Here is a 26,346-nt window from a genome sequence, read left to right as displayed (position 1 = left end):
CGCACATGAAAAAGAAACTGAGAACCATGCTGGGCAAGAAGGAAGCACGGAAGGCTGAACTGGTTACCCGTGCAGGCGCAGCGACGGAGATCGCGGAGCTGCGGAGCATCAACGCGGAGACGGAAACGCTCAATAGCGAGATCGCGGAGCTGCGCAGCATGATTGACGCGCTTCCGGATGACGAGAACGAGGAGCATCGCAGCCAGCAGCCGTCGGCAGCTACCCCAGGCGTAACATCGCCAGTGCCAGAATTCCGTGCTCAAAACCCGGGCCATGCGCAAGTGCTGGCCGCCTACGGCATGGGAGCGGGTGCACAGCAGCAGCAACAACGTTCGCAGGAGAACGCCGATCCGTACGGCACGCCGGAATACCGCAGCGCGTTCATGGCGTTCGCCAAAACGGGCGAAGTCCGGCCGGAGCTGCGCGCCAATGCGATGACGTCGACCGCGGATGTCTCGGCGGTGATCCCGACGACGATCCTGAACGAAGTCATTCGCAAGATTACGGTCTACGGCCAGGTCTTCAGCCGCGTCCGCAAGATGAATGTCAAAGGCGGCGTGGACATCCCGATTCTTTCGCTGAAGCCGATTGCGACGTGGATCGGCGAAAGCGTCCCCTCCGACAAACAGAAGGTGCAGGCCAATACCAAGCTTTCGTTCTCGTACTTCGGTCTCGAATGCAAGGTGTCGGTTTCCCTGCTGGCTGACACGGTGTCCCTGGACGGATTCGAAACGACGATCACGGATCTGATCGTAGAAGCGATGGTCAAGGCAATTGACCTCGGCGTCATTAAGGGCAATGGGACGGGCAAAATGCTCGGCATAACCGCGGACCCGCGCGTGCCGGCGGCACAAGTCGTCAGCATGACGCCAGCTGAGTTTGCCGACTGGAGCCAATGGGCCAAAATGGTTCTCGCCAAAATGCCGCTTTCGTACAAGGCCGGCGCGACGTTTCTTATGGCGTCGGGGACGTTCGAAGGCTATATCAACGGCATGACGGATGAAAATGGGCAGCCGATCGGCCGCGTGAACTACGGCATCACGGAAGGCGCGCAGGAACGCTTTGCGGGCAAGGCCGTGATTCAGGTCGAAGATGACGTCATCTCGCCGTTCGCGGATGCCGCGACGGGCGATGTGGTCGCCATTTACTGCAACCTGGCCAACTACGGATTCAACTCGAATATGCAGATGACCATGTTCCGGTACTTCGACCATGACACGAACGAATGGGTCGATAAAGCCATCCTGATCGCGGACGGCAAGCTGATCGATCCTAACGGCGTGGTCATCATCAAAAAGGGCGTAGCAAGCTAATTCACGGGGCCAAACGGCCCCCTTATGAAAGGAGCGGGTAACCATGGCAAGGAAAGTAAAAGCGGAGAAAATCGACGCGCTGCAGGCGGAGAACGCCGCCGGCGAGACGGTCATTCTCTTTAAGGCGACGGTTCCTCTGAACGCAGCGGAGCATGCCGATCTGGCGGAAAAGATTCGCCAGGAGCAGGAGCACAGCGGCATGAAAATCATCCTCGTCCCCTACTCGGTGGAAGTGTCGATCGCGGCGGCTGAAAACGAAGCAGCCGAAGCGGAGCCGCAAGACGAGACGCCGCCGGAACCGAACCCGGAAGCGGGCAGCGGGCACGCAGACGACGGCCATGAATAACGAGATTACCCTATCCGTCGTGAAGGCGTACCTCCGAATCGATTACGACTATGAAGACTTCATCATCGAGGGCCTGATCGGAGCGGCCAAGCAATTCCTGCTGAAGGCGGGCGTTCAACCGCAGTCGGACAACGAACTATATAACCTCGTCGTGAAGATGCTGGTTTCGCTGTTCTATGAGAACCGCAATGCGGCGGAAGGGGATTTGAAGATCCCGGCGATCATCCTGCATTTCATCACGCAGCTGAGCGCCGGGAATCCGGAGGTGTGAACCATGGACGCCGGCCGGTTGAATCAAAAGCTTGAAGTGTGGGCGATGGTGAAGCTGCCCAACGAGCTGAACGAGATGGATTACGTGCCTCGGATGCTGAAGGCGGTTCACGCCGAGATCATCCCGCAAACCGGCAGCCTGCAGCGGCAGCAGGGCATCGAAACGGTGCTCAGCCAAGTGACGCACAAGGTGATCGTCCGGTACTTATCGGGCAAATTCATCACCCCGGACATGTGGATGTTGTACCGCGGCCAGCGGTTCAACATCCGTTTCATCCTGGACCCGTTCATGCGTCACGAGAAGCTTGAACTATTTTGCGAGGAAGTGATTGGATGAGCCGGGGCGAGGATTTTGACGTGACGGAGCTGTTTGATTTTGCGGACCAGCTGCTGGTCATGGCTGAAAAGCAGATGCCGAAGGAAACCCGGAAATTCATCCAGACCGAAGGGAACAAGCTCAGGCGCGCGACGCTCGACAAGGCAAAGGAACTGACGCAAAAGAAGACCGGCAACTATGTGGAAGGCATCAAGCGCGGCAAGGTGTATAAGTTCGAAGGGGATGCCACGGTCGTCCGTGTGTACGGTTCATCGCCGCATGCCCATCTCATCGAATACGGTCATCGTAACGTCACGAAGAGCGGCGAAGAAGTGGGATTCACGCCGGGGAAGCGGGTTTTCGAGAAAACGCGCAAAGCCTTCGAACAGGAATTCGTCGACGATTGTGATGCCTTTATCGATGAGATGTTGGAGAAGGGATTGAAGTAACATGGTCACGATCAAGCAGATCTCAAAGGCGATTAATGCGAAGCTGAATGACATCTTGCCGGATGTGGAGATTCAGAGCAAGGATATCCGCGAAGGGTATCCGCGGCCTTGTCTCTACGTGGATTTTGAAGACGTAACGGCTTCCATGGCCGGCGCGAAGCTGCGGGAACGTACCATCCCTGTCGTCATCTACTACTTTCCGACGGACCCGAACAAGGTGAAAATCGAGCTGCTGGACGTTCAGGAAAAGCTTGAGGTCGCCTTCGTGGGGGATTTCCCCATTATGGACGGGTTTGTCGTTCAAATATTTGAAGCGGATGCCGTCAAGGTGGATGGTGTGCTTCAATTCTCGTTTGACGTCTACACGCTTGAAGTGGACGACCGGGAAACGGATAACGGCCCGGATATGCTGGATATTTCGATTGAATTAGGAGGGTGATGGCTGTGACAATTGGGTTACCCACGATTGACGTGCAATTTAAAAAGCTGGCCCAAACGGTGATTGCGCGTTCTTCCGCGCAGATCGCCGTTTTAATTGTCAAGGACAACACGGATGCGACGCATGCGGTGAAGGAATACAGCTCGCCGCTCGACATCGATGCCGCCAAATTTACCGCGGCGAACGTGAAGTACATCAAGGACGTGCTCGCCGGCGGTGGTAGCAAGGTGATTGTCGTGCCGGTGGCAACGGCCAGCACGGCCGCTGTCGCGGATGCCGTGGCCGCGATCGGCTCGCGCAAGTTCAACTGGATCGGGCTGGCCGAAGGGGATGCGGACGAGCAAAACGACCTCGTTACGTTCGCGAAACTGCCGGCGAGCATCAAGAAAGGGATTAAAGCGGTCGTATACCAAGCTGCGGACCCGGATTCGTCGCGCATTGTCAATTTTACGAACGAGGATGTCACGTATGCCGGCGGCACGACGGTCACGGGCGAGAAATACATCGCCCGCCTGCTCGGCGTGCTCACCGGCCTGCCGCTGACGCAATCCAGCACCTATTTGGAGCTGTCCGAGCTTGTTGGGGTGACGGAGCCGGCAGACCTGGACACGGCGATCGGCGACGGGGAACTCGTACTCTTCAATGATGATGGGAAGATTCGCATTGCAAGAGGCGTCAATTCCCTCGTGACGCTGACGCCGGGGGTGACGGACGATTTCAAGAAGATCGTCATTGTCGAGACGATGGACTTGATGAAGGCAGACATCGCGGCTTCCTTCAAGGACAGCTACCTCGGCAAGTTCAAGAACAAATACGACAATCAGGTCTTGTTCATCTCGGCTGTGAACGCGTATTTCGCCAGCCTTGCCGCCGACTCGCTGCTCGATGATGCGTTCGCCAATAAGGCGGACGTTAATGTCGCGCAGCAGCGTGCAGCCTGGGTGCAGAGCGGGAAAGCCGAGGCGGCGGGCTGGGATGATCAGATGGTCAAAAACAATGCCTTCGGAAGCAGCGTCTTCCTCGGCGGGAACGTCAAGATTCCGGACGCGATGGAAGATCTGAGCTTTGAAATCTATCTGCAGTAAGGAGTGAAGCGCGATGAATAAAGGAAACAATGTCGTCAGCGGAAACGACTTGACGGTTTGGATCAATAACGAAATCTGGGACGACACCAAATTGGCCGAGTACAAGCTGACCGGCGAATTTGAAGACGTCACGTTCTTGGGCGATCCCCGCACATACAAAAAATATTTGGGCTTCGGGGGCGAAGGGACTCTCACGCTGAACAAGATGCACAGCCGCGGCGCGTCCATTCTCGCCGAGGCATTTAAGACCGGGGTTTTTCCAGACATCAAGATTGTCGTCAAGATCGCGAATAAATCAACGGGCAAAGCGGAGCGGGCGATTTTGACCGGGGTGGTCTTCTCGGAATTCGGTTCCTCTACGGAGGCGAAGGCCGTCGCGACGGAAGAATTGCCGTTCACATTCAGCGATTACGAAATGCTCGAGCTGTTGTAAGGCATTCAACAAAAATTAACGGGGAGCGGCGCTCCCCTCCAGGAGGAACATGAATCATGGGACAACATCGGGACACGAAATTGACACTAGGGGATCTGATCGCGGCGAAAGCAGCGAAAGCGGAGCGGGTAAACCGCTCGGAGGAAGTCTATATCGACAGCTTGGGCGGAACCACGACGATGCAAGCGCCGGCCAGGGAGGTTGTCTATAAGGCGATCGATATGCAAGGCGATACCGCCGATAACGTCTATTCGAATACGTATGTCGTCTACAATTCCATTCCGCTGTTCCGCGATCCGGAGCTGCTGGCGGCATACGAAGTCAAAGATAACCTCGAAATCGTCGCTAGGCTGCTTGAACCGTACGAAATCAACGAATTGGCTGGTAGAGCGATGATGCTAGGCGGCTACGCCAAGCCGGAAGAGGCGGCGAAAGGCGTAAAAAACTAATTGACGGCGATGCTGAGCTGACGATGATCGGTTTCTTTGTCGTTCGGGGACACGATCACGAACGGCTGGTCAATCTCACGCCAATGGAAAAGACCGTCTATTTCCACTGGATGAACCAGTATCGCGAGGCGGAAGCGGCCCTGCTGAAGCAACTTGCCGGGGGGTGAAGGATTGGCAAAGAAAGTAATTAATACGATTCTCAACTTGAAGGACAAGTTCTCCGGCCCGATGCGGCGGACGGGCGAGGAAACCAAGAAGCAGGCACGGGCGATGAAGCTGCTGGACAACAATGTCCAGCACTTCAAGTCCTCGGCCGTCTCCAGCTTCTCGAGTGTCGTCAAGAAAGCGGCGGTGACCACAACCGCCTTCCTTGGCATTCATGCGGCGATCGAGACCGTGAAAGGCAGTATCGATTTCGTAAAGGACTACTCGGCCACGATGTCCGATTTCCAAGCCGCAACGGGCGCAAGCGCGCAAGAACTGGCCAACATGGAGAAAAGCGCGTCGGACCTGTACAAGAAGGGGCTCGGCGAAAGCTTCAAGGATTTAGTTTCCTCCATGACCACCACGAAACAGGTGACGGGGCAAGTCGGGGACGAGCTGAAGAAAACGACGGCGCTGGCCGTGACCTACCGGGATGTATTCGGGGAGGAAGTTGCGGATTCCGTGAAAGTCGCGGATACCATGATGAAGAACTTCGGCATCTCGTCCACGCAGGCGTATAACCTGCTCGCCCAAGGGGCGCAGAAGGGGCTCAACAAGTCCGGCGAGCTGCTGGACACGGCCAATGAATACAGCGTGTATTTCAAGAACCTCGGCTTCGGCGCTAACCAAATGTTCGACATTTTCGGGGCGGGCCTCGAGAAAGGCGCGTTCAACCTCGACAAGGTCGGCGATGCGGTCAAAGAATTCGAAATTCGCTCCAAGGACATGTCCAAGTCGTCGCTGCAGGCGTTTAAAGCGCTCGGCTTCAATGGAACCAAGATGTCGGAGACGTTCGCAAAAGGCGGCCCGGCCGCGCAGAAAGCGTTCAAGCAAATCGTACAGTCTATCTCGTCGATCAAGGATCCCGTCAAGAAGAACACGATCGGCGTCGCGCTGTTTGGCACACAGTTCGAGGACATGGAGAAGGACGTCATTGCCGCGCTGGGGACCGCGGACAAGAAGTTTGAAATGACGAAGACCACCATGGACGGCATCAACAAGATCAAGTATAACAGCGCGTCTGAGGCGTTTACCGGCATCGGGCGTCAGCTCGAAATGTCCGTCATGGTCCCCATTACGAAAAAACTGCTGCCGAAGCTGAGCGAATTTGGGCAATGGTTCAGCTCCCATTCCGGGGAAATCGAAGCCGGCATCAATCAGGCGTTTGCGCTCGGATCGTCCTTGATTGCCGATTTCGCGGACGGACTGTCCTGGGCGAAAGACAACGCGAACTGGCTCATTCCGGTTATAGGCGGTCTCACTGCCGCGTTTGTCGCGCAACAGTCTGTGAACAAGCTCGTTAAAATGCTGGACGCGTACAAGAAGGTGACGAAAGAACTGACGCTTGTGCAGGTGATTTTCAAAACTGTCATGAGCGCGAACCCGTTCGGCCTGATTGCGATCGGGATTGGGCTGGCTGTCGCCGCTGGGGTCCTGCTCTACAAGAACTGGGACAAGGTGATTGCGTGGGCGCAGAAACTCGGCGCGAACATCTCCGATATCTGGGGAACGATTCAGACCACCATCACCGGCGCGGTTTCGAAGGTCGCGGCCTGGCTCGAAAGCTTTCCGCTCGGGCAGAGCATTGTGCAAAGCTTCCGCGATGCGGTCGCGAACGTCAAGATGATCTTTGGCGGGATCATCACCTTCTTCAAATCTGTGTTTAAGGGAGATTGGAAGGGTGCTTGGGATGGCATCGTGGAAGTGTTCAAAGGGACGTTCGGCCTGATGAAAACCTATGCGAAGGCGCCGATCAACGGCATCATTTCGATGGTGAATACACTCATCGACCAGGTTAACGGTATCAAGGTCACGATTCCGGATTGGGTGCCGAAGTTCGGCGGCAAGTCCTTCGGGATCAATATCCCTAAAATCTCGACGTTTGCGCTCGGCACGAGCTATTTCCAAGGCGGCCTGGCGCAGGTCAACGAGCGCGGCGGCGAAATCATCAACCTGCCGAATGGCTCGCAGGTCATCCCGGCTGACAAGTCGGAAAAGATGATCGAAAGCAGCCGTGGCGGGGTGAAGGTCCAGATCACCATCCAAGGGAATGTCATTGGCAATGCGCAATTTCTGGACGAACTGGGCAGCTTGTTTCATCAGGAAATCAAGCTCGCGCTTGCAAACATGTAGGGAGGGAAACGCGTGAATGTGGTACTGAGCATGAACAACATGGCCGAAGTGCTGACGCTGCCGATGCCGCCCTCGGAATTTTCCCTTCCGATCCCGGGCGGGAATGAGGAATTCGATGTCATTGGCGGCGCAAGCGGCGTGGGCAAGCTGAATCTTCCCGGCCTTCGGGGGCTGAAGGCGGTTTCGCTGGCTTCCATCTTCCCGGTCCGGAAGTATTCGTTCGTTTCGGCAAGCATTATCGGCTGGCGATGCGTAAACATCATTAATCGCTGGAAGAGCAGCCGGCAGCCGATCCGGATTATCGTGACCACGAAAGAGGGGCTTGAAGTGCTGAACATGGCCTGCCTCATTGAAAACTTCACCTATGGGGTGGATCGGGCAGGGGACATTCCTTATACGCTAGAACTGAAAGAATTCGTCATCCCGTCGGTGAGGGAGGTTAGGTAGATGGCACACCGGCTCGCAGTGACCCGCGGCGGCCGTCTGCTCGACTTTACCGAGCTGGCCGGAAATATAGCCTGGTCCAGTCATATGGACACCTTGGGAGAAGAGCTGAGCTTCAGCTACGCCGCCAATGATGCGGCGGGCTTCCCCTCGCGGACATTTATCCAAGAAGGGGACGTCATTGCCCTGCTGAATGGACATACGCTGCTTCGACAGTACGTCGTGACGGGATCAGAACCGACCGGCCGATTCGGGAAAAACGTCACCTGTTATGATTTCGCCTGGTACTTGAACAAAAACGAAACGGTGATCCAGTTCAAGAAGATCAGCGTGAGCAGTGCAATCGCCAAGCTCTGCGAAAAGTTCGGCATCAAGCACGATATCGTCAGCATCAAGACGTTGGTCACCAAGATTTATAAGGGCGACGTCGTGAGCGAAATCCTTACCGATTTGCTGGATCAGGCGAAGCAAGAGACGGGGACAGCGTATTACATGGAGATGAACGGCGATACGCTGACGGTGCGCTCGCGGGCGGGCCTGCTGATTAAGCCCATGATCCGCCTAAGCGATCGTTCCCCGCTGATCCCGGTTTCCGCCCTCATATCCGAATCATCACGTTCGACGAGCATCGAGGACATGAAGAACAAGGTCCTCGTCGCCAGTGAGGACGAAGAGTCCGTTAAGGTGTTCGCGGAGGCAGCAGACAGCGCCAGCGTGGTCCGTTATGGCCAATTGACGCAAGTCGTTACCTTGGAGGGCAAAAACGCCGCGCAGGCCCGCCAGATCGCGAAGACAGCGCTGGCCGAAGCGAACCGGGTCCACGAAAGCTGTTCGCTGACCTTGCCTGGCCACGATGACATCAAAGCCGGCCGAATGATGGATTTTAACGAACCGATTACGGGGATTGTGGGCCGCTACTTGATTACCAGCGCCAGCCATTCCGTTGCCGGCGGCATTCACAAAGTAAGCGTGGAATTGGAGGCGACAGCATGAAGCCCTGGGCGGTTGGCGTCGCTCGCCTCTTGAAAGAGCGGGACAATAAGCCGCCTTCCGGGGTGGCGCTCGCCACGGTCATCTCGCCGCTGCCAGAAATGAGCTTGTCACTGACCGATGACATCATCCTGGATACGGCGGATTTGATCGTCGCCAGCCGGCTGTACGAGCTCGAGCTGCAGGCCGGGGACGTGGTGATCGTGCTGCCTTCTGAAGGCGGGCAAATCTATTATGTCATGGATAAGGTGGGCAGATGATGTTTCCGAACGTGACGTTACTTCCCGTAGGACCGAACACGCAGTCAGGCGCCGCGCCGCTTGGCCGCGTGTTTTTATTTGACTTCGAAACCCGGCGCTTCGTCCTGCAGGACGGCAAGCCGGTCGAAGCGAGCCATGAGCAGGCGATCTATCAATGGGTGATGATGCTGCTCATTACCGAGCCTGACCAATACCCGATCTACACGGACACGGGATTCGGCATGCAGTTCAAGCACTTTATCGGCCGGCGTGACATTCCGATTGGCGTCATCAACTCGGAACTGAGGCGCCAGCTGGAAGAAAAGGTGCTGCTCCATCCGGAAATCACGGGCATTGACAATGCGATGGTCACGCGGGCGGAGAACGAAGCGGTCTTGTCCTTACAGGTGCAAACCTTGCGGGGACTAACTGTAACCATGGAAAGGAGAATGGTAATCGATGGCCGAGCCTTCTGACAGCCTTTTGCAGCGCCTGCTTGACGCCGTAGGCGACAGCTACGATAAAACGCCGGGGTACCTGGTTTACGATCTGCTCAGTTCGGTTGCGATCCAGTTAGGCGAGCTCGAGCAGCGTCAGCGCGATTCGGCGCTGCTGCTCGATGTCGATAACCTGATCGGCGATTTGCTGGCCGCCTTTGTGTTCCAGCGGAAAGGGATTACCAGAACGCCGTCCACGTTTGCGATCGGCATCGTGCAAGCCGCCGGTAATGGCACCGTGAGCATCGGGGACCTATTCGAAACAAAAAGCGGCATTCAGTTCGCGGCGACCGCAACCGTGGCCGTTGTCGGCACCGGCGCGGTTCCCGTTCGCTGCGCGGCGGCGGGGGCGATCGGGAATGTGCCCGCCAATCAAATCACGCAAATGCCGGTCACGCTGACGGGCATTACGGGCGTCAACAACAGCGCGCCGACGCACGACGGGTTTGAGGCCGAATCTGACGAAAGCCTCCGCGAACGGTATTACATTGCCATGCAGATGCCGGTCACGAGCGGCAACGTCTTCCACTATCTGCAATGGGCAAAGGAAATCAGCGGCGTCGGGGATGTGGATGTGTATCCGCTGGCGCGCGGGGTGAACACCGTGGAGGTCGTCATCATCGACCAGAACAAGCAGCCGGCGAGCGAAACGTTGATTGCTCAAGTGCAAGCGTACATCGACCCGAACAGCGAAGGGCTTGGGAACGGGCAGGCTCCCATAGGAGCGCACTGTTACGTCATCAGCGCGGAAGGGTTGCCCGTCAATATCACGGTCCAGGTCCAAAAAGAGCCGGGTTATACGGACGCGGATGTCATCCAGCATATGCAATCGTCCGTGGGAAGTTATTTGAAGAGCATCGCCCTGAAGGCCGATTACGTGTCCTATGCGAAAGTCGGCGAGGCGGTCTTAAATAGCGAAGGTGTGGAGGATTATGCCGGTCTGCAGCTTAACGGTGGCACCACTAACATCGCCATTCCGGGGAAGCATGTCGCGATCGTCGGAGGGGTTATCCTTGCATAGCGTGAAACTACTCCGGCAGCTGCACAAGCTGGTGCGTCAAGATCCGTTCATGAACGAACTCTGCGCGTCCATTGGCGGCGAGGCCGATCAAATCGATACTTCCTTCACGGATTTTGAAGCCCAGTTGAACATTGACACGGCAACATGGGGGCTTGTGATTTACGAGAAGGACCTCGGCATTAAGACGGACCTTTCGAAATCGCTGCTTGATCGGCGCTCCGTAATTAAATCGAAGATGCGCGGCGCGGGCAAAGTGGATGTGCTGCTGATCAAGCTCGTCGTATCGAGCTGGACACATGGCAGCGCCGACGTTTCGTTCGCCAATGGGACGATCGCCATCGTGTTCAACGACCTGCTCGGGGTACCGGGCAGCATGGACGATGTGAAAGCCGCGCTGGAACAAATTAAGCCGGCCCACCTCGCGATCGTGTACGTTTTCCTCTACAACCGCTATGAGCAGCTGCAGAGCTTTACCTACGCGCAATTGAGCAGCTACACCTATGGCGAATTAAAGACGGCGAATCTTTAGCTTGAAAGGAGAATGCACGTGAGTACGACACCGAATCTTGGTTTGCCGCTTATTGAAGAATCCATGTATGCGGATGTGCCACGAGATATGAACGCGCTGGCCATGGCGATCGATCAAGTCGCAGCTGCGGGGACGGATACGGCTGAGATTTTAAACCAGCTGCTTACACTGGCCGCGAAGGTTGGCAACACAACAGATGCGGCGGGGGCCGCAAGCGTGTTTGCGCAGCTCGCGCGAAATTATGCGGCGGTCGACACGTTGGAAGCCGACCTCGGCACAGTGAAGACGGGAGTCGGAACAAACGGGGATGCGCCCAACGCACCGACGCTCTTCGCTCATCTAAAGAACACGGAGACCTACGCGCAGCGTATCGGCCTAAGCTCCGACACCGCCGGCCCGCTAACGCTTTTCTCGCGCCTGGTATCCCTCTCCAATCTGCTCGGCGCGAATTCGGACGCCTCTGGGACATCGACAGCCTTCGCGCGCTTCGCCCAGATCGTCGGGCTTCTTGGATCTAACGGAGACGCCGCGAATGGATCGGGCTCTATCATGGCCCGTTTGGCGCAGATCGTCACCACGGACGCCGCGATCAAGGGCAAGACGGACCTGATTGGGGCGAACACGGACAGCGCAGGCGTGACGACAATCTTCGGTTGGTTGAAGAGTTTGGGGAACAGCACGGCGAATCTGCCGACCTACATCGGTGACCCGGACGAAACCGGCGCTGACCCCGGCCCCGGCGTTAGCATCTTCGCCCGGCTGAACTACCTGCAAAACCAGGTCAAGGCTCTGACGGCGGCCCGCGGCCCGAATATCAACTTCAACGTAGGCAGCCTGACCCAAGTGCTGACTGCTGGCGGGAATAGCAACTTCCTGTTAGTCAGTGACCGCGTACGGTACGCGTACTTGCTCCAGCCGGGCAGTACGTCGATTCAGCGCCTGGACAAGACGAATGGGTCCGTTACAGTCATGAATGCCGTTCTTCCTGCTGCTCCAGGCGGGTACCTCCACGGTTGCATAGTTGGAACCAAGATGTACCTGCAGCTGGGGAACACGAAGAACACGTTCGGATACCTGGACCTGACCAACAACCAGTGGACCGTCCGCGCGTACCCATCCGGCATCTACACGAGCCCGGATATGCGGATTTGCATGATCGACAGCAACACGATCTATGCGGTCATCGGTACGGGCGTAAATAACGAGTTCTCCATGCTGAAATACACCATTTCCACGAACACCTGGACGACGCTGCGGACCCAGCAATTCAGCGGCGCGCATATCTCCGACATGCAGTACTACGGCGGCGACCGGGTTTACTTGCGGAACGACACCGTCCAGCCAAATGCGTCGGACGTCGCGTTCAGTATCGCCGCGAACCAGTTCTTGCCGGTCGTCCTGGCAGCACCGCCAGACGGCGGGACGACCGCGATCAACTATTCCGAGCTGCTGTATGCCGGCGGCCCGTTCGTCTACCGATATACGCAGGTCGGCCTCGTACGCTTCGACCTGCGGGGCGTCGAGCCGGTTACGATCATGAAGCAGAATATCACCTTTGTGAGCAACGCCCTGACCCTAGGCTCCACAGACCAGCGATGGGTAAGCTTCGACGACGGCTCTTGTGTCATGGTCGGCGGCGGACAAGCTGGCGCCTGGTTTTACAGCAGCCCTACTCTCACGGCTGACGCCATTTATGCGAGGAGGTAAGAAACGATGCCAAAACAAGCGCCATCGATCGAGGTCTACCAGCTGGAGAACGGCGGATGGGGCTTTGTGGTCACCGGTGAAGACGTCAGCATGAGTGCCGAGCATAATCCGTTCCGCAGCGGCTTCGTGCTCATGACACAGGAAGAGGCGCAATACTTCGCCGATTGCTACGCTTTGGGAGTGTCCATCGATTATCCGAGGGAAGACCCCGGGACATATCAACCGCCTCCTCCGCTACCAGATCCAGTAGCAAAGCTGTCCGAACGACTGGACGATACCGAGACGAAAGTCAGTGAACTGGAGCAAGCCAGCGCCGATACCACGCAGGCGCTGCTTGATTTGTTCGAAACCGTCGCAACGTCATTGCCCGCCTAAGCGGAGCGCCTACGAAAAAGGAGATTACCATCATGACAACCATTTTCAGCATCGTGAAGCAGTACAGCAAGGCGATTTTCTTGGACCAAACCCGGCAGCTATCCACGGCACCGGCCAGCTACCAGCCGGACGTCAAAGCGTATGCCGCCGGCACGCTGGAGGTTGGTGGTGCGCTCCAGCCATCGGGCTTGTATGTGGAGACGATCGACGACGCCCTGCTTGCGGGGACGATTACGCTGGATCAGCATGCGGAAATCTTAAACCTGAATCCGGACATGCCGCGTCGTCCACAAGCGCAAACCGCAGAATAAAGAGACGGAGAGGCCCCGAAATCGGGGCCTTATAAAATTTGAGGGGATGGAATCGGTGATTAAAATCCAAAATGGCTTGGCTGCTTTTGTCGGCGCGCTTGGCGTGCCGACATTTGAATTCTTGTATGGGACGGGGCGAGCGGTCACAACGATCGTGGTCGCGCTGGTGTTCTTCATCGCAATGGACTGGCTTTCCGGCACGCGGGCCGCAAAGAAAGACATGACGTACGCCAGCAAGTACGGACTTGACGGCTTGTTCCGGACCTTTTTCATTTTACTGCTTCCCGCCGGCGGCCATCTGTTGGACCAAGTGCTTGGTGCGGATGGCATTATTTTCGGGATCTTCTCGTTCGGCGTCCTGTACCACACGCTACAGAGCATGACCGCAAACGCTTTGCGTGCGGGGTGGGCGGACTACTTCCCGGACTGGATCATTGAGCCCGTCCTTAAGTGGGTACGCAGCGAACTGGAACAAAAAATTCAGCGAGCGACAGGACGTCTGAAGACGACCAATCCAAATCAAGGGGGAAGCGAAGATGCAAGCAAGATCGGCAAGTAATGTCAAAGTGATCGATGTTTCGCACCATCAAAACGATCAAGGACCAATCGACTGGAAAATGGTCAAGGCCGGAGGCGTTGCAGGCGCGTTTATCAAGGCGACGGAGGGCGGGGCTAGTAAAGACCTCGCCTTCCCTGCTAACGCGTTTGGAGCGGCCGCGGCGGGGCTCGAGACAGGTTTCTATCATTACGCCCATCCAGAGCTTAATAGCGCAGTTACGGAGGCCGCGCATTTTGCGAACGTGGTCAAAGACATCAAGGCGGACTTTCCGCATGCGCTGGACGTCGAAGGGCAGGCTTCGAAGATCGGCGCGGAGGCGTTGACCACATGGTGCGTGGCATGGCTCCAGGAGGTCGAACGTTTGACGGGGCATTCGGCGATGATCTATTCGGGCGGAAGCTTTGCTCGCACCTATCTCGGTAATGCGCTCGGGAAATGGTCGCTTTGGATCGCTCATTATGGCGCGACGACACCAATGGCTAATAGCATCTGGTCGCAATGGGTGGCATTTCAATACACATCGTCGGGGGAGGTTGATGGCATTAAAGGCAACGTCGATATTAATGCCATGGAGAAGGCATTTTTTGATAAATATGCCGGAATTCCCGGAATCCCACAACCGACCGCCGAAGATACGATTAAGGTCGTCGTTAACGACAAGCTTCTTTCGTATGGCCGAATGCTCGACAGCCACGTCTTTCTTCCTTTGCGGGATCTCGGCAAGGCACTCGGTGCGAATGTCGAATGGAGCGCCTTAGAAGCAAAGCCTTACGTTGACGGCAAGGCGGTCGCCGCATTCCAGTTGATTGATGGTCGAACCTACGTCGGCATTCGTTCAGTTGCGGAACTCCTAGGCGGCCAAGTGTCGTGGGATGGAATGACACAAAAAGTTTACCTGTACAAATAATAAAATAGCTCCCGTATCATTCCTCACTTCGATGAGTGATGCGGGAGCTATTTTGTATCCTTCTCTTTTTTTTAGTTGAGTTACTTGCGATTACTTATTTTGTGCTCCAATGTTCGTTGAACAATTCCCAGATGTAAATTTATTTCTGCCTCCGATACTTCATGTTCTCCGCGTCTCCCTTGAAGCAAGTACCGATACCGATATCCCCTGATAGGCGTATCATCAGCCCACATTTTGTTTTCCTTCATAATCTGTTTGGACTTCTCCAACTCAAAAAGAATACACTTTCCAACGATCTTACCGATTGCTTGGGTAAGGCCTTTTGTCTCTTCAACGAATTCCTCAGCACTTTCCAAAGCTGCAAGCAGTGCAATCCGAACATTTAAAGCAATGATGGGATCAAATCCATTCAAAATTCATCATCCTCAGCAGATTTGTTTTCTATATTATATGCGAACATTTGTTCCTAATTCAAATCAATTAAGTTAATTGGGATAGGAATATATGTTCCAATTGCTATCTAATCCATAATCAGGGAGTATAGTACTAGATTATGAATCTGCAGATTTGGAGTGTGGAGTCGCAATGGCACAGATTTTATTTGTACCAGGCATAAAAGGAACCGAGTTATTTGAGAAGGACAGAAAAGTATGGTTTCCTAAAAATCCAGGGGATATTACAAGTTTGTCCATTCATAATGAATTAAGCTTTGGAAATCCCATTAGAATTGTCAATGCATTTCAAATACAAACAGTAGAGGTTTATAAAGGGGTTCTAGATGCATTCGGGCCAGATGAGTTGACTTTTTTTACTTATGATTGGCGTCATGATATTCGAAGACATATTGATAGGTTAAAAGCTAAAATAATTGAGCTCGCCAATGACTATGGTCCAATTACATTGGTTGCCCATAGTATGGGTGGCATGCTCGCAAAACTAGCAATTCTTGCATTAGATGAACTCGGACTAAGTGAAAATATAGAAAGATTTGTAACATTGGGTACACCTTGGCTTGGTTCTGCTGATGCATATAAGGCATTAACCTATGGGGAACCTGGCATTTTTCCAAAACTATATCATTTACATAACTTATTTACTGATAAGGATTCGCAATGGTTAGCAAGACAGTTCCCATCCGTATACCAATTGCTACCGAGTGAGGCTTATTTTGCTCATGAGGATGGTAAATTTATATCAAATGATAAAGAAGAGGACTCACTTTATATAAACGCCTTGCAAAGCATTCAGAAACAATATATAGAATCTGGATGCGATCCTTTAGATGTGTACAACACATATATTAAGCCAGTACACGATTCAATGCTAAAGCCTATTCCAGATAATATTATTCATGATTGTTTAATTGGTACTTCATTCCCAACTATATATCAAGTGCCTGAACAACCTACATCCGGTCTTCCTGTCATTGAAAGAATTTTATTTAAAAAGGATGTAATTTTTAAAAACGGCGATGGTGTCGTTCCCGTATTTAGCGCATATCCAAGTCACGTAGCTAATGTCTTCTATATTTCTGCGCAACATCATGAAATGGCATCAAATCATGACGTCATTGAATTTATTAAGTGGTCAATTTCAAACAAGACAGGTGAAAAACCTGAAGCTTTATTGGATCGCGTATCAGAAAACTTGAATAATGGGTTTATGGCGAAGATTAAGTGCCCCGTTGATACAACAATTCTGGATCAGGATGGAAAATATTTGGCGGGCGAGTTTGATTCAAGCATTGAGCAAGTTAGCCCATTTCTTAATGAAACCGGCGTGTTGTATTATGGGATTGGTGAGTCGAAATATGTATTCTTTCCGGAAAGTGTAAATGAAGATGTGACTGTAAAAGTAAATTCGTATCAAACAGGTATAGCGGATATTTCTGTTGATTATTTTGACCCTGATGTCTCTAGAGAGATAAAGTTTGAACCATTACCTGTAACAAAAGGAGAAGCAGCTACAATAACGATTCCTGTAAGAAGAAGTTTAGAAGAAGCGAAATTAGTGAAGAGCAATCAAGAAGAATTAGGCTTTAGATTACAGGATCTTCCGATGACTACACTAACCCAACAACTTCCCTCCCTTTCAAAGTTGAAAATTAAAGTTAACCCAGCTAGAGGTGAAAAGAAATCCTCACATCGTCTGGTGTTCTCGGGTGATGTTGTTGTGGACATAAAAGCAGATAGCTCTGATATTGATGATTTATATTTTGTTGTTGATGACAATCCACCTGTACAATACTCAGAAGAAAACCGGCACCTCAGTTTATTGCCTGGAGAGCATACTCTTAGAGCATTTGCGAAAGATATTTATGGGCGACCTGTAAAGCCAGTAAATACGATTTTTAATATTGACAGCATACTTCCTGAAACGCGCCTACTTGCAATAGTAAAACCGGATGTACTTGAGTTGAGTTTCGAAACGCAGACACTCGGGTCTAGAGCATCGACTTACTATAGGATAATGGGAAGGCATGAAAATGAATGGAAACCCATAGGAATTGGAGAAACTGACTTTATTGAGTGGGGAAGAGTGGATATCGACCCAAAGGAATTCTTGGAAATCCAATTTTATTCAAAAAACGAATTTGGGAACGAAGAACAGCCAAAATCAGTTAAATTATCCCTAAGAAGTATTCCTGGCTTGATGTGGGGTGAGAACCCTTCAATTGTAACACCAGAAACTGTATGGCATAATCTATTCCATAACAATGAATTTGACATCATACTCTTTACTCCTAGTTTCATCTCTCGAGTTACACAAAAAACTGATTATGGAACAGTTGCACCCGACGACGTAAAAGGAATCCGCCTAGATGCTTCTTGGATTCAGGTTGACGTTATGTATGCTGAAAAATATGCACTTTATTTTGTGAAACCGCCTACCGAAGTACTTGAGGTTGGACAAAGCTGCACGTTTAGTTTCGAGTTGCTTACAGAAAGAACAAACGAGCGTATCCAACATACAGCTCCACGGGCAAGATTACATCCGCTTAGAGCAGGGAATGTTTCTGATACACAGCTTGCTCCGTTAATAAATAAGGATGGAATATTTTATGGGGAATTCACGGTTGGCGCGATGTTTCTTCAATACAAATTTAAGTTAATTATTACTGATGCACGAAATACAACTCCAGCCCTTCGTGAGATTAGTCTGATTATGAAGGAATTGGATGAGGAAGAAGAAAATAATAATTAAGTGAAGAAGGTGATTGTATGCTGAGATGGTTCTTAATCCAAGTCGGATTATTAATATTTTGGTATGCAATCGCCTTTTTCGTTATTCGATTAAAAAGTTGGAAAATGAGCTTTCCAATCAACCCGAGTTTATTTTCGAAAATAATAATAACGAGAGTAGTCCCCTTTTTTTGGGGTTTATCATCGTTTATTTATGGCATAATTATTGTGTTACAAAATTTTGATAAGCAAAAATTACTTATCCCTATAATGTTTTTAACAGTCTTTCCTTTATCCATATTCGTAATTATTGGTGTATCGGCCTGGAGAAAATCCGTTACGGATGATAAGCGTGAAAAATCCGAAGAAGAATTAATCAATACCAAAAAGAAAGAGTTTATTCAGTGGACAAATCAATTTGGCTTTTTAAATGAAAACATGATTGAGATGAGATTGTACATTTCAAAAGGTAAACCAGTCGGACGAATAGGAATTAGAGGTCTTTCAGAAAGTCAACTTGACGAACTGGCTCAACACAAGGATGAACTACCTGAAGGATTATTTTTAGAGTTAGTTGGTTATAAACATAATAATTTTAATAATAATGATCATTATCATTAAGTTTTATTTCAGGAGCAGCATCCAGCAAAGAATACTCACAAAGTTATAAAACCTCACGGTAATCCCCACATATTATGCGGTTAAGTTCGAAACATAATGGATTACTATTCACCTAATCATTCTATATCCAAGCTTTTCTTCAGGAAATAAAACAGAACAGAAATGCTGTGGGAATGGATCCAACATGGGCGGCATGATGTAAGCCGCTGGCCAAAACTCAGCAATAGCAAGGAAAACGGGGCCTCTTGGGCCCCGTTTTTTATTTGGTGAGCATCGTGAGTGATTTAACGAGGTTTGCCTTACCAATAGACATGCTTTTTTGTCAACTCCGCGGATATAACCTCAAACCGATTTTCGGCACATTGAAGGGCAGGTTCTGATTTTTAGCCATGCGTCATGTTCTCAACGCGTGCTGTCCGGGTATGAAACTGGAAATCACTATACGCTTCCGTAATCCGGACGACGCGCGTAACGCGCTAAGCGTGCAACGGCTTCGGGTCGAAGGTAGCTCTTCTCTATGGTGAGGTCTCTGAATCAAAAGCCAGCTAAGCTTTTATTGTTTCTTTGGGATAAATTTGGTCACCATGGTTTAAAACAAACATATAGTATAGCAAAGAGATTCATAGAGACGATTTTTGGAACCGGTTATAGATTAAAATAGAGTGCCCGCACTGTCAAAAGATAACAAAGAAGCTGCCGAAAATACATCGGCAGCATCATGAAGTTAATGGGCAGAGACGGCGTAAAGCAGTAAAACGCGGCTATTAAAAAGGAGTATAAGAGAGACTGGCGCTAAAAGAGAGCTGGGTGATGTCTGCTGCCGAAGGATCCGTCGAAGCAAGCGTCCTTACACGAATACCGATACGGTCGCCAGGCGCAACTACTAGAGAGCCCAAATTAATATTCGTCGCGGATCGGAAGGTACCCGCTGTAACGATATTATTCGGAAACCCGAATCTGACCGAACTTGTTAACGGAGTTGTCAGGTAAGGCGAAGAGAGATGGTCGATCCCATTGTTAGGAGCAGACGGTGAACGGAATACGGTAAAATCATATTGCAGTCCGAGCGTATTGATGGAAACTACGGAGGCAACCAATAGATCTGCGCTGATTTGCAAATTTTGAACCGTACCCGCAAAAGGAATGGGGAACGCAAACCCACCCGCTTCGGGCGGCATGGTCGATTCTCCAGAACCATCAATCACTTCAACCGTGCTGCTGCCAAAACCCATCAATATCGGGGAGGCCGATACAACTGCTGCGCCGCTAAGGATAATTCCCGTTGAAAATGGAATCAATCCTCCCCCTGCTGGTCCTGACGGACCTTGGGGGCCAACTGCGCCTGTTGGTCCAACTGCTCCAACTGGTCCTGCCGGTCCTGCCGGTCCTGCCGGTCCTGTTGCTCCTGCCAATCCAGCTGCTCCAAGCGCTCCCGCAAGTCCCGCAAGTCCAGCGGGGCCAACTTCTCCAAGCGCTCCTGCAAGTCCCGCAAGTCCAGCGGGCCCTGCTGCTCCGATTGCTCCCGCAAGTCCCGCTAATCCAGCCGGCCCAAGTGCTCCCGCAAGTCCGGCAGGCCCTGCTGCTCCGATTGCTCCCGCAAGGCCTTGCAGCAATTGCGGTCCTTCCGCTATTGGTCCTGGAGGGCCTTGAGGTCCTTCCGGTCCTGGAGGTCCAGGCGGACATTTACATCTACCCATTCTGTCAGCTCCTTGTTTATTAAACTAATCCAGCATATTAAAAGCCTACTCATAGAAACACAGCAATTACCTAGTAATCTTAAAATAGGCTAATAGAGTGCTATATTCGCTGATTTTCTATTGGTCTATGTTATTTCTCCCTTCCATTGTGTCTCTATCGGCATATGACAATAGAGAGATTGACAGCCGGGGAGTGACGGGATTGGAAAAGCGCTCATCTGTTGGTATACTTGTAAGTCGCAGAAGCAGTAGAAAAGGAATTTTAAAGCTATTACAACGTTACAATCATCTGAATATGAAACTTTTCGCCTTTACTCCGGCAGATATCCTTTGGAAAGAAAAGCGGATTATCGGTCTTAGTCTGAAAAAGGGCATTTGGAAACAAAGTGTGGTCCCTTTCCCTCAGGTCGTCTATAATCGTTGTTACAACAAAAAAGGGACGACCATTCACCGTCTTGAGAAGGCGATCGGCAGGAACAAATGCTTTAACCACATCAATTTTTTTAATAAATGGGAGCTCTATAACCAGTTTAAACAGTCGGATCTTAAATCCTATGTACCGGACACATTTTTATATGACGAAACGAATGTATCGGAGCTGCTAGAGAAATATAAGGTCGTTTACCTGAAGCCTGCATACGGATCTAAGGGGGAATCCGTGCATCGGGTGGAGTTAAAGGAAAATGGAGACGTTCATATCGCCTTGCACACCTTGACGCCAAAATATATTTGCAGAAGGCATGAAAGCATTCAGGAAAAATTGGATGAACGTTTCGGCCAAAAAAATTACGTGGTTCAGCAGGGGGTTCGCTCGAGTCAGCTTGATCATCAGTTTTTTGATATTCGGGTTCTTGTTCAAAAAGGCTTTCTCGGAGAATGGATGGTGACCGCCAAAACATGTAGAGTCGCGTATAAGAAATATTATAATACGAGCATGTGCGATACCATTTATGATGCTGCAGACATTCTTCCGCGATTTTTTTCGCCGGATAAAATGAAAGACATTTTCCGCTCTCTGGTTGAGGTAAGCGTGCAAGCTGCAAAAGACGCAGAAACGCATCTAGGTTCATTGGGCGAACTGAGTGTTGATTTTGTGTTGGATGAACAAAGGAAGCTATGGATTATTGAACTTAACGGAAAACCTCAAAAAGATCTATACAAAGAGCTTACTGGGTTTACATTCAAAAATCTGATCTATATTAGGCCATTGGAATATGCTTATTTTCTGTCTCGAATTGCGAGATAATAGGTTTTTTTCGATTGCTTTCGTTACAGGAGATAGGGGTCGGTCCAGTGCAACAGGATGCTATTTTTGGGGACCACCTGTTTAGCATCAAAGTCATAGCAAGGAAGACGGGGGCTTTTGGACCCCGTCTTTATTTTCCGTGCCTCGGAATCCTCGCGTTGAGCGTAGATTCATTTCACTGTCTCCGCAACGGCGCCCGGAAAAAAGACGCTGCCGAACCGGCAGTCTCTTTGAATTCGGCAGCCTTTTCATTCTTTCTTAAGCACCCAGGTCGATTGCGGGAATGCTGCTCAGCTCTTCCGGCGCAAAGCGTTGATTGGCCACCAGATTGCCGAATTCATCGAGACCGTAAACCGACACGAGGGCGAACGGACCTTGGCTGGACGATAACGTGGACACTTGCACTTCGTAGGCCACGTTGCCGGCAATGTTGAACGTCATGACCTCGTAGCCGCCGGCAGGGACGACAAATCCGGACACGTAAGCCGTATAAAAGAAATCCGAGTCGACCGAAGCCACGATTTTGACCGTCACGGACGTCGCCGTAGGATCGATATTGCTGACGTTCAACACGATCGTGGTAGCGGCCGTGCCGATGTCGCGGGTATTGGTCACGACGCCTGTCGAATATGCAGGCATGGATTTCCCCTCCTTTGTTGTCCGACATGCTCTATTCTATGAAATACGGTTCTCGCGTGATTGGACAAGGCCCCATGAAAGAGCGGCTATCCGGCATCATGGCAGCGCAAAAAAACGGGGCCGATTTCGGCCCCGTTTGGTCGATTGACGTTCTTTGTTATAAAGTCATCCTCCGGTTGCTTGCCGCCCGGTTATCCGACGAGCTTCAGCCAGAGGTACAGGCCGGCCAGCGTAAGGAACAGGACCGGGAGCGTCAGCACGATGCCCGTTTTGAAATATGCGCCCCAGGTGATCTTCACGCCCTTGCCGGACAGCACGTGCAGCCACAGCAAGGTCGCGAGCGACCCGATCGGGGTGATCTTCGGACCGAGGTCGGACCCGATGACATTCGCATAGATCAGGGCCTCGCGGATGATCCCCGTCGGGTGCGCGCCTTCGATGGCCAGCGCGTCGATCATGACGGTCGGCAAATTGTTCATGACGGAAGAGAGGATGGCCGCCATGAACCCGGAGGCGATCGTCGCCGCGAACAGCCCCTGTTCGCCGGCCCAGTCGAACAGCTTGCCGAGCTCGTCCGTCAAGCCCACGTTGCGGAGCCCGTACACGACGACGTACATTCCGATGGAGAACGCGACGACGGCCCACGGCGCTTCTTTGACGAGCTTCCGGGTGTGAATGACGCGGCTCCGGCGGGCAAGCTGCAGGAAGACGGCCGCCGCCGCGCCCGCGATCAGGCAGACCGGGACGCCGAGCCATTCGCTCGACAGGTAAGCGATCAGCAGCACCGCCAGAATAATCCACGACGCCTTGAACAACCGCATGTCCTTGATGGCTTCTTTCGGCGGTCTGAGCTGCGTCAGCTCGTAGCGGGCAGGAATGCTTCGTCCGTACAGTTGAAACAACATCACCAGGCTGGCGGCGACGGAGAACAAGGTCGGCACGATCATTTTGCCCGCGTACTCGGCGAAGCCGATGCCGAAATAATCGGCCGACACGATATTCACGAGGTTGCTGACGACGAGCGGCGTCGACGCGGTATCCGATATGAAACCGCTGGCCATCACGAAAGGGAGGATAAGCCGTTCGTCGAACTTCAGCGCCCGGACCATGGCCAGCACGATCGGCGTCAGGATAAGCGCCGCCCCGTCGTTCGCGAAGAACGCCGAGACCGCCGCCCCGAGGAGGACGACGTAGACGAACATGCGCTTGCCGTTCCCTTTGGCCGCCCGGGCCATGTGCAGCGCCGCCCATTCAAAGAAGCCGGCCTCGTCCAAGATCAGCGAGATCAAGATGACGGCGACGAACGTGAGCGTCGCGTTCCAGACGATTTGCGTGACGGTCCAGACGTCATGGACATCCACGACGCCGCATAGCAGGGCGATGACCGCTCCGCCGCAGGCGGACCATCCGATGTTCAGTCCCTTCGGCTGCCAGATGACGAAGACGAGGGTAACGATGAAAATAAGCGAAGCAAGTGCCAGCATAAAGCCTCCCGAAATGAGCAGCAGCCCGATAAAATGCAACGTATCGATTCGTGCGGACCGGCCGCCGGTACCCGGTTCAATCCGCATGCCCGTCCGGCGTCCGGCCGCATCGTTCCCGGACAAATCCGGCATGTTCGCACAAATTCGACAAGTTGTATTATACACGTTCGTTCCTGGAAGTAAATCACGATCTATCGCCTCTATTAGAGTATCTTCGAGAGTATCTTCGAGAGTATCTTCGAGAGTATCTTCATAGGCCGAAAGCCGGAATTCGGAAGCGAATAGCAACGATCGCGGCTCGCGGCGCGTATGAACGTGCAGGAAGGAGAGGATGGCGATGTCCGGGGTAAGCGCGGTCGGGGTTCTGTTCGTCGCGGCGGCCGTCGGCGCCGTGCTCCTGCTTATAGGGGGGCTCAATCGATCCCGAAGAAAGTAGGCGTTCGCAAATGAAAAGAAAATTCGCCGTCGCAATGGCATTAGGCGCTTGCATCATCCTGCTGGGCTGCGCGGCGGCGTTGGCGTTGCATGATCGCCGTCACGCGGATGACGGCGTATACCGGCAAGTCGTGAACCGGCAGGGCTACGAATTAGACCTGGTGCAGCGGTCCGTGCCGATTCGCCTGACGCTCGAGCCGGCGTGGATGCGCGAAGCGAAAGCGTGGGGGATTCGGCTGGCGGAATCGCGGCAGACGGCCTTTGTTCTCGAACGCACGGCGTTCCTGAACGGGGGCATGACGTTTACCGTCTCGATTCGACCGGCTATGGACCGTTCGGCGGGCATGTTCTTGTCCAACCAGGTGTTCGAGGAAGGCGGCGGCTATCATTACTACGCTCAGGCGCCGTTATGGCAAATCTACGACCGAAACGGGCGGAAGCTCGACATCGACGTGATCGCGGCCGGGCAGGGCGACCGGCAATTTTCCTTCACGCTGAGCAACGAAGAGACGGAGCCGTGGTACGCGCAAGGCTTGGTCGTCGAGTATGACGGAATCGTCGCTTACGCGTACGCGAAGACGTAACGATCGCGCGCGGGTCAGACGCATGCGGCTCTTCGAGACGAAACGCGGCAAGGGGTCGGCAGGTTTCGGCAAAAGACTTTCGCGCCGCGGGGAGGAATACGCGAACGGAGGCGGAATAGGTAATACGAATACGCAGATGAAAGGTGAGGGTAATGCAGAAGACGAAAATCGGCGTCATCGGCTGCGGCGTCATCAGCGGCATCTATCTGGAAAACTGCACGAAAACGTTCGGCAACCTCGAGGTCGCCGCGGTCGCGGACCTGGTGCCGGAGATGGCGCGCAAGCGCGCGGAGGAATACGGCATTCCGAAAGCTTGCACCGTTCAGGAATTGCTGGACGACCCGGAGATCGAGATCGTCGTCAATTTGACGGCGCCGCAGGTGCACGCGGACGTGAACCTGCAGATCTTGAACGCGGGCAAGCATGCGTACACGGAGAAGCCGTTCGCGATGAATCGCGAGGACGCGGACCGCGTATTGGCGCTGGCGGAGGAGAAGGGGCTGCGCGTCGGCTGCGCGCCGGACACGTTCTTGGGCGCGGGCTTGCAGACGAGCCGGAAGGTCATCGACGACGGCTGGATCGGTACGCCTTACGCGGCAAGCGGCCTGATTCTCATGGGCAACGCATACGACGGCATGCATCCGAATTTTCATAATTACCTGCAGTTCGGGTGGGACCCGCTGTTCGATATGACGCCTTATTATTTAACCGCTTTCATTCACCTGCTCGGCCCGGCGCGGGGCGTCAGCGGTTCCGTCGGCCAGGTGAAACCGGAGCATACCGTCACCAATCCGCGCTCGCCGCGGTTCGGCGAGACGGTGCCGATCGGCGCGCCGATGCACGCGAGCGCGCTGATCGATTTTGAAAGCGGCGTCACGGCGACGCTGCAGGCCGCCAAGGAAAGCTTCGGCTATACGCCGCGGCTGGAGATTTACGGCACGGAAGGCATTCTGATCGTGCCGGACCCGAACGCGTTCAACGGTGCCGTCACGATTCAGCAGCGCAACGGCGAGACGCATGCGTTCCCGTATTCGCACGGCTTCGCGGAGAACAGCCGCGGCATCGGCATCGCCGACATGGCGTACGCCATCCGCACGGGCCGCCCGCACCGCGCCAGCGGCGCGCTGGCCAGCGACGTGCTGGACCTGCAGCTCGCGATTCTGGCGTCGTCCAAGGAAGGCCGGCGCGTCCAGGTCGAGCCGCGCAGCGAACGCCCGGCGGCGCTTCCGCTGCATTTGAAGTACGGTTTGTTGGATTAAGGTGAATGCGATAATCGGCGAAGCCGTCAGCAATCACCACATCGGAAGCATAGGCCAGGTGAATGCGATAATCGGCGAAGCCGTCAGCAATCACCACATCGGAAGCATAGGCCAGGTGAATGCGATAATCGGCGAAGCCGTCAGCAATCACCACATCGGAAGCATAGGCCAGGTGAATGCGAT

32 protein-coding genes are annotated in these 26,346 nt (G+C 53.1%); 26 read left to right on the top strand and 6 right to left on the bottom strand.

Features of this window, described 5'->3' with window-relative positions; translation table 11 throughout:
- The first annotated feature begins 5 nt into the window (after positions 1 to 5).
- From I8J29_RS24545 to I8J29_RS24505, 9 genes are read left to right on the top strand one after another with little or no spacing between them, the layout of a single operon-like run.
- Positions 6 to 1,313: a phage major capsid protein gene (locus I8J29_RS24545; protein ID WP_208850064.1), complete on the top strand. Its 1,308-nt coding sequence runs from the start codon at positions 6 to 8 to the stop codon at positions 1,311 to 1,313.
- A 43-nt stretch (positions 1,314 to 1,356) separates the two neighbouring features.
- Complete coding sequence (locus tag I8J29_RS24540; protein ID WP_208850063.1) at positions 1,357 to 1,659, top strand: hypothetical protein; 303 nt, start codon at positions 1,357 to 1,359, stop codon at positions 1,657 to 1,659.
- Complete coding sequence (locus I8J29_RS24535) at positions 1,652 to 1,930, top strand: head-tail connector protein (protein WP_208850062.1); 279 nt, start codon at positions 1,652 to 1,654, stop codon at positions 1,928 to 1,930. The genes I8J29_RS24540 and I8J29_RS24535 overlap by 8 nt, the downstream gene beginning before the upstream one ends.
- Positions 1,931 to 1,933: 3 nt before the next feature.
- A complete protein-coding gene (locus tag I8J29_RS24530) occupies positions 1,934 to 2,266 on the top strand; it encodes a phage head closure protein (protein WP_208850061.1) in 333 nt (110 codons plus the stop codon).
- Positions 2,263 to 2,694: an HK97 gp10 family phage protein gene (locus I8J29_RS24525; RefSeq protein ID WP_208850060.1), complete on the top strand. Its 432-nt coding sequence runs from the start codon at positions 2,263 to 2,265 to the stop codon at positions 2,692 to 2,694. Before I8J29_RS24530 ends, I8J29_RS24525 begins: the two co-directional genes overlap by 4 nt.
- A gap of 1 nt (position 2,695) precedes the next feature.
- Positions 2,696 to 3,133, top strand: a complete 438-nt coding sequence (locus I8J29_RS24520; protein ID WP_208850059.1) for a phage tail terminator family protein — start codon at positions 2,696 to 2,698, stop codon at positions 3,131 to 3,133.
- Between the two features lie 5 nt (positions 3,134 to 3,138).
- Positions 3,139 to 4,218: a phage tail sheath C-terminal domain-containing protein gene (locus I8J29_RS34280; protein WP_208850058.1), complete on the top strand. Its 1,080-nt coding sequence runs from the start codon at positions 3,139 to 3,141 to the stop codon at positions 4,216 to 4,218.
- Positions 4,219 to 4,231: 13 nt separating this feature from the next.
- Positions 4,232 to 4,651, top strand: coding sequence for a phage tail tube protein (locus tag I8J29_RS24510; protein WP_208850057.1), 420 nt, complete (start codon positions 4,232 to 4,234; stop codon positions 4,649 to 4,651).
- Between the two features lie 56 nt (positions 4,652 to 4,707).
- On the top strand, positions 4,708 to 5,100 hold the full coding sequence (locus I8J29_RS24505; RefSeq protein ID WP_208850056.1) for a hypothetical protein: 393 nt from the start codon (positions 4,708 to 4,710) through the stop codon (positions 5,098 to 5,100).
- Here I8J29_RS24505 and I8J29_RS24500 read toward each other — a convergent pair.
- Positions 5,097 to 5,387 carry a hypothetical protein gene (locus I8J29_RS24500; RefSeq protein ID WP_208850055.1) on the bottom strand — a complete coding sequence of 97 codons (291 nt, stop codon included), beginning with the start codon at positions 5,385 to 5,387 and terminating at the stop codon, positions 5,097 to 5,099. The two genes, I8J29_RS24505 and I8J29_RS24500, sit on opposite strands and share 4 nt — an antisense overlap.
- Here I8J29_RS24500 and I8J29_RS24495 point away from each other — a divergent pair.
- The 12 genes from I8J29_RS24495 to I8J29_RS24440 are packed head-to-tail and all read left to right on the top strand — an operon-like array spanning position 5,371 to position 15,016.
- Positions 5,371 to 7,437, top strand: coding sequence for a phage tail tape measure protein (locus tag I8J29_RS24495; protein WP_208850054.1), 2,067 nt, complete (start codon positions 5,371 to 5,373; stop codon positions 7,435 to 7,437). The genes I8J29_RS24500 and I8J29_RS24495 overlap by 17 nt on opposite strands.
- 12 nt (positions 7,438 to 7,449) lie before the next feature.
- Positions 7,450 to 7,884, top strand: a complete 435-nt coding sequence (locus I8J29_RS24490) for a hypothetical protein (protein ID WP_208850053.1) — start codon at positions 7,450 to 7,452, stop codon at positions 7,882 to 7,884.
- Positions 7,885 to 8,874, top strand: coding sequence for an XkdQ/YqbQ family protein (locus tag I8J29_RS24485; RefSeq protein ID WP_208850052.1), 990 nt, complete (start codon positions 7,885 to 7,887; stop codon positions 8,872 to 8,874). It abuts the gene before it with no gap.
- Positions 8,871 to 9,131 (top strand): DUF2577 family protein, encoded by a 261-nt coding sequence (locus I8J29_RS24480; RefSeq protein WP_208850051.1) that lies wholly within the window; start codon positions 8,871 to 8,873, stop codon positions 9,129 to 9,131. The genes I8J29_RS24485 and I8J29_RS24480 overlap by 4 nt, the downstream gene beginning before the upstream one ends.
- Positions 9,128 to 9,586: a DUF2634 domain-containing protein gene (locus I8J29_RS24475; protein ID WP_208850050.1), complete on the top strand. Its 459-nt coding sequence runs from the start codon at positions 9,128 to 9,130 to the stop codon at positions 9,584 to 9,586. Before I8J29_RS24480 ends, I8J29_RS24475 begins: the two co-directional genes overlap by 4 nt.
- Positions 9,570 to 10,628, top strand: a complete 1,059-nt coding sequence (locus tag I8J29_RS24470; RefSeq protein ID WP_208850049.1) for a baseplate J/gp47 family protein — start codon at positions 9,570 to 9,572, stop codon at positions 10,626 to 10,628. Before I8J29_RS24475 ends, I8J29_RS24470 begins: the two co-directional genes overlap by 17 nt.
- Before the next feature lies 1 nt (position 10,629).
- Entirely contained in the window at positions 10,630 to 11,157 is a 528-nt protein-coding gene (locus I8J29_RS24465) for a putative phage tail protein (protein WP_338113279.1), read from the top strand.
- Between the two features lie 18 nt (positions 11,158 to 11,175).
- The gene (locus I8J29_RS24460; RefSeq protein ID WP_208850047.1) at positions 11,176 to 12,864 is read left to right on the top strand and encodes a hypothetical protein; all 1,689 of its coding nucleotides are present in this window, start codon (positions 11,176 to 11,178) and stop codon (positions 12,862 to 12,864) included.
- A gap of 6 nt (positions 12,865 to 12,870) precedes the next feature.
- Complete coding sequence (locus I8J29_RS24455) at positions 12,871 to 13,239, top strand: hypothetical protein (protein WP_208850046.1); 369 nt, start codon at positions 12,871 to 12,873, stop codon at positions 13,237 to 13,239.
- 32 nt (positions 13,240 to 13,271) lie between these two features.
- On the top strand, positions 13,272 to 13,550 hold the full coding sequence (locus I8J29_RS24450; protein ID WP_208850045.1) for a hypothetical protein: 279 nt from the start codon (positions 13,272 to 13,274) through the stop codon (positions 13,548 to 13,550).
- 46 nt (positions 13,551 to 13,596) lie between these two features.
- Positions 13,597 to 14,109, top strand: a complete 513-nt coding sequence (locus tag I8J29_RS24445; RefSeq protein ID WP_208850044.1) for a phage holin family protein — start codon at positions 13,597 to 13,599, stop codon at positions 14,107 to 14,109.
- Positions 14,087 to 15,016, top strand: coding sequence for a GH25 family lysozyme (locus tag I8J29_RS24440; protein ID WP_208850043.1), 930 nt, complete (start codon positions 14,087 to 14,089; stop codon positions 15,014 to 15,016). The genes I8J29_RS24445 and I8J29_RS24440 overlap by 23 nt, the downstream gene beginning before the upstream one ends.
- An 80-nt stretch (positions 15,017 to 15,096) precedes the next feature.
- Here I8J29_RS24440 and I8J29_RS24435 read toward each other — a convergent pair whose 3' ends face one another.
- Entirely contained in the window at positions 15,097 to 15,429 is a 333-nt protein-coding gene (locus I8J29_RS24435; protein WP_208850042.1) for a hypothetical protein, read from the bottom strand.
- Between the two features lie 172 nt (positions 15,430 to 15,601).
- Here I8J29_RS24435 and I8J29_RS24430 point away from each other — a divergent pair, with 172 nt between their 5' ends.
- Positions 15,602 to 18,220: a lipase/acyltransferase domain-containing protein gene (locus tag I8J29_RS24430; protein ID WP_208850041.1), complete on the top strand. Its 2,619-nt coding sequence runs from the start codon at positions 15,602 to 15,604 to the stop codon at positions 18,218 to 18,220.
- Positions 18,221 to 18,237: 17 nt separating this feature from the next.
- Positions 18,238 to 18,819: a hypothetical protein gene (locus tag I8J29_RS24425; RefSeq protein ID WP_208850040.1), complete on the top strand. Its 582-nt coding sequence runs from the start codon at positions 18,238 to 18,240 to the stop codon at positions 18,817 to 18,819.
- A 764-nt stretch (positions 18,820 to 19,583) separates the two neighbouring features.
- On the opposite strand, the gene I8J29_RS33950 is transcribed toward I8J29_RS24425, so the two are convergent.
- The gene (locus I8J29_RS33950; RefSeq protein ID WP_240546459.1) at positions 19,584 to 20,117 is read right to left on the bottom strand and encodes a hypothetical protein; all 534 of its coding nucleotides are present in this window, start codon (positions 20,115 to 20,117) and stop codon (positions 19,584 to 19,586) included.
- Positions 20,114 to 20,347, bottom strand: a complete 234-nt coding sequence (locus I8J29_RS33945) for a hypothetical protein (protein ID WP_240546458.1) — start codon at positions 20,345 to 20,347, stop codon at positions 20,114 to 20,116. Before I8J29_RS33945 ends, I8J29_RS33950 begins: the two co-directional genes overlap by 4 nt.
- Before the next feature lie 371 nt (positions 20,348 to 20,718).
- Between I8J29_RS33945 and I8J29_RS24415 the strand changes: the two genes are divergently transcribed.
- Entirely contained in the window at positions 20,719 to 21,762 is a 1,044-nt protein-coding gene (locus I8J29_RS24415) for a YheC/YheD family endospore coat-associated protein (RefSeq protein WP_240546457.1), read from the top strand.
- Positions 21,763 to 22,020: 258 nt separating this feature from the next.
- Here I8J29_RS24415 and I8J29_RS24410 read toward each other — a convergent pair whose 3' ends face one another.
- Positions 22,021 to 22,401: a hypothetical protein gene (locus tag I8J29_RS24410; protein WP_208850038.1), complete on the bottom strand. Its 381-nt coding sequence runs from the start codon at positions 22,399 to 22,401 to the stop codon at positions 22,021 to 22,023.
- Between the two features lie 191 nt (positions 22,402 to 22,592).
- On the bottom strand, positions 22,593 to 23,885 hold the full coding sequence (locus I8J29_RS24405; protein ID WP_276316332.1) for an arsenic transporter: 1,293 nt from the start codon (positions 23,883 to 23,885) through the stop codon (positions 22,593 to 22,595).
- A gap of 446 nt (positions 23,886 to 24,331) precedes the next feature.
- Between I8J29_RS24405 and I8J29_RS24400 the strand changes: the two genes are divergently transcribed.
- Positions 24,332 to 24,904: a hypothetical protein gene (locus I8J29_RS24400; protein ID WP_208850037.1), complete on the top strand. Its 573-nt coding sequence runs from the start codon at positions 24,332 to 24,334 to the stop codon at positions 24,902 to 24,904.
- A gap of 152 nt (positions 24,905 to 25,056) precedes the next feature.
- Positions 25,057 to 26,163: a Gfo/Idh/MocA family protein gene (locus I8J29_RS24395; RefSeq protein WP_208850036.1), complete on the top strand. Its 1,107-nt coding sequence runs from the start codon at positions 25,057 to 25,059 to the stop codon at positions 26,161 to 26,163.
- The last annotated feature ends 183 nt before the right edge of the window (positions 26,164 to 26,346 follow it).

It is taken from the genome of Paenibacillus artemisiicola, from assembly GCF_017652985.1.
Taxonomy (GTDB): domain Bacteria; phylum Bacillota; class Bacilli; order Paenibacillales; family Paenibacillaceae; genus Paenibacillus_Z; species Paenibacillus_Z artemisiicola.
Note: the sequence above shows the minus strand (reverse complement) of the source record. Positions and strands in the feature narration are given on the sequence as shown.

Excerpts from the sequence above, each read along its gene's own strand:
- I8J29_RS24440 (WP_208850043.1), top strand. The coding sequence starts at position 14,087 with ATGCAAGCAAGATCGGCAAGTAATGTCAAAGTGATCGATGTTTCGCAC.
- I8J29_RS24525 (WP_208850060.1), top strand. The coding sequence starts at position 2,263 with ATGAGCCGGGGCGAGGATTTTGACGTGACGGAGCTGTTTGATTTTGCG.
- I8J29_RS24535 (WP_208850062.1), top strand. The coding sequence starts at position 1,652 with ATGAATAACGAGATTACCCTATCCGTCGTGAAGGCGTACCTCCGAATC.
- I8J29_RS24545 (WP_208850064.1), top strand. The coding sequence starts at position 6 with ATGAAAAAGAAACTGAGAACCATGCTGGGCAAGAAGGAAGCACGGAAG.
- I8J29_RS24450 (WP_208850045.1), top strand. The coding sequence starts at position 13,272 with ATGACAACCATTTTCAGCATCGTGAAGCAGTACAGCAAGGCGATTTTC.
- I8J29_RS24405 (WP_276316332.1), bottom strand. The coding sequence starts at position 23,885 with ATGCTGGCACTTGCTTCGCTTATTTTCATCGTTACCCTCGTCTTCGTC.
- I8J29_RS24510 (WP_208850057.1), top strand. The coding sequence starts at position 4,232 with ATGAATAAAGGAAACAATGTCGTCAGCGGAAACGACTTGACGGTTTGG.
- I8J29_RS24495 (WP_208850054.1), top strand. The coding sequence starts at position 5,371 with ATGAAGCTGCTGGACAACAATGTCCAGCACTTCAAGTCCTCGGCCGTC.
- I8J29_RS24455 (WP_208850046.1), top strand. The coding sequence starts at position 12,871 with ATGCCAAAACAAGCGCCATCGATCGAGGTCTACCAGCTGGAGAACGGC.
- I8J29_RS24505 (WP_208850056.1), top strand. The coding sequence starts at position 4,708 with ATGGGACAACATCGGGACACGAAATTGACACTAGGGGATCTGATCGCG.
- I8J29_RS24480 (WP_208850051.1), top strand. The coding sequence starts at position 8,871 with ATGAAGCCCTGGGCGGTTGGCGTCGCTCGCCTCTTGAAAGAGCGGGAC.
- I8J29_RS24530 (WP_208850061.1), top strand. The coding sequence starts at position 1,934 with ATGGACGCCGGCCGGTTGAATCAAAAGCTTGAAGTGTGGGCGATGGTG.
- I8J29_RS24425 (WP_208850040.1), top strand. The coding sequence starts at position 18,238 with ATGCTGAGATGGTTCTTAATCCAAGTCGGATTATTAATATTTTGGTAT.
- I8J29_RS24520 (WP_208850059.1), top strand. The coding sequence starts at position 2,696 with ATGGTCACGATCAAGCAGATCTCAAAGGCGATTAATGCGAAGCTGAAT.
- I8J29_RS24410 (WP_208850038.1), bottom strand. The coding sequence starts at position 22,401 with ATGCCTGCATATTCGACAGGCGTCGTGACCAATACCCGCGACATCGGC.
- I8J29_RS24395 (WP_208850036.1), top strand. The coding sequence starts at position 25,057 with ATGCAGAAGACGAAAATCGGCGTCATCGGCTGCGGCGTCATCAGCGGC.
- I8J29_RS24430 (WP_208850041.1), top strand. The coding sequence starts at position 15,602 with ATGGCACAGATTTTATTTGTACCAGGCATAAAAGGAACCGAGTTATTT.
- I8J29_RS24445 (WP_208850044.1), top strand. The coding sequence starts at position 13,597 with ATGGAATCGGTGATTAAAATCCAAAATGGCTTGGCTGCTTTTGTCGGC.
- I8J29_RS24400 (WP_208850037.1), top strand. The coding sequence starts at position 24,332 with ATGAAAAGAAAATTCGCCGTCGCAATGGCATTAGGCGCTTGCATCATC.
- I8J29_RS24485 (WP_208850052.1), top strand. The coding sequence starts at position 7,885 with ATGGCACACCGGCTCGCAGTGACCCGCGGCGGCCGTCTGCTCGACTTT.
- I8J29_RS24475 (WP_208850050.1), top strand. The coding sequence starts at position 9,128 with ATGATGTTTCCGAACGTGACGTTACTTCCCGTAGGACCGAACACGCAG.
- I8J29_RS24540 (WP_208850063.1), top strand. The coding sequence starts at position 1,357 with ATGGCAAGGAAAGTAAAAGCGGAGAAAATCGACGCGCTGCAGGCGGAG.
- I8J29_RS24470 (WP_208850049.1), top strand. The coding sequence starts at position 9,570 with ATGGCCGAGCCTTCTGACAGCCTTTTGCAGCGCCTGCTTGACGCCGTA.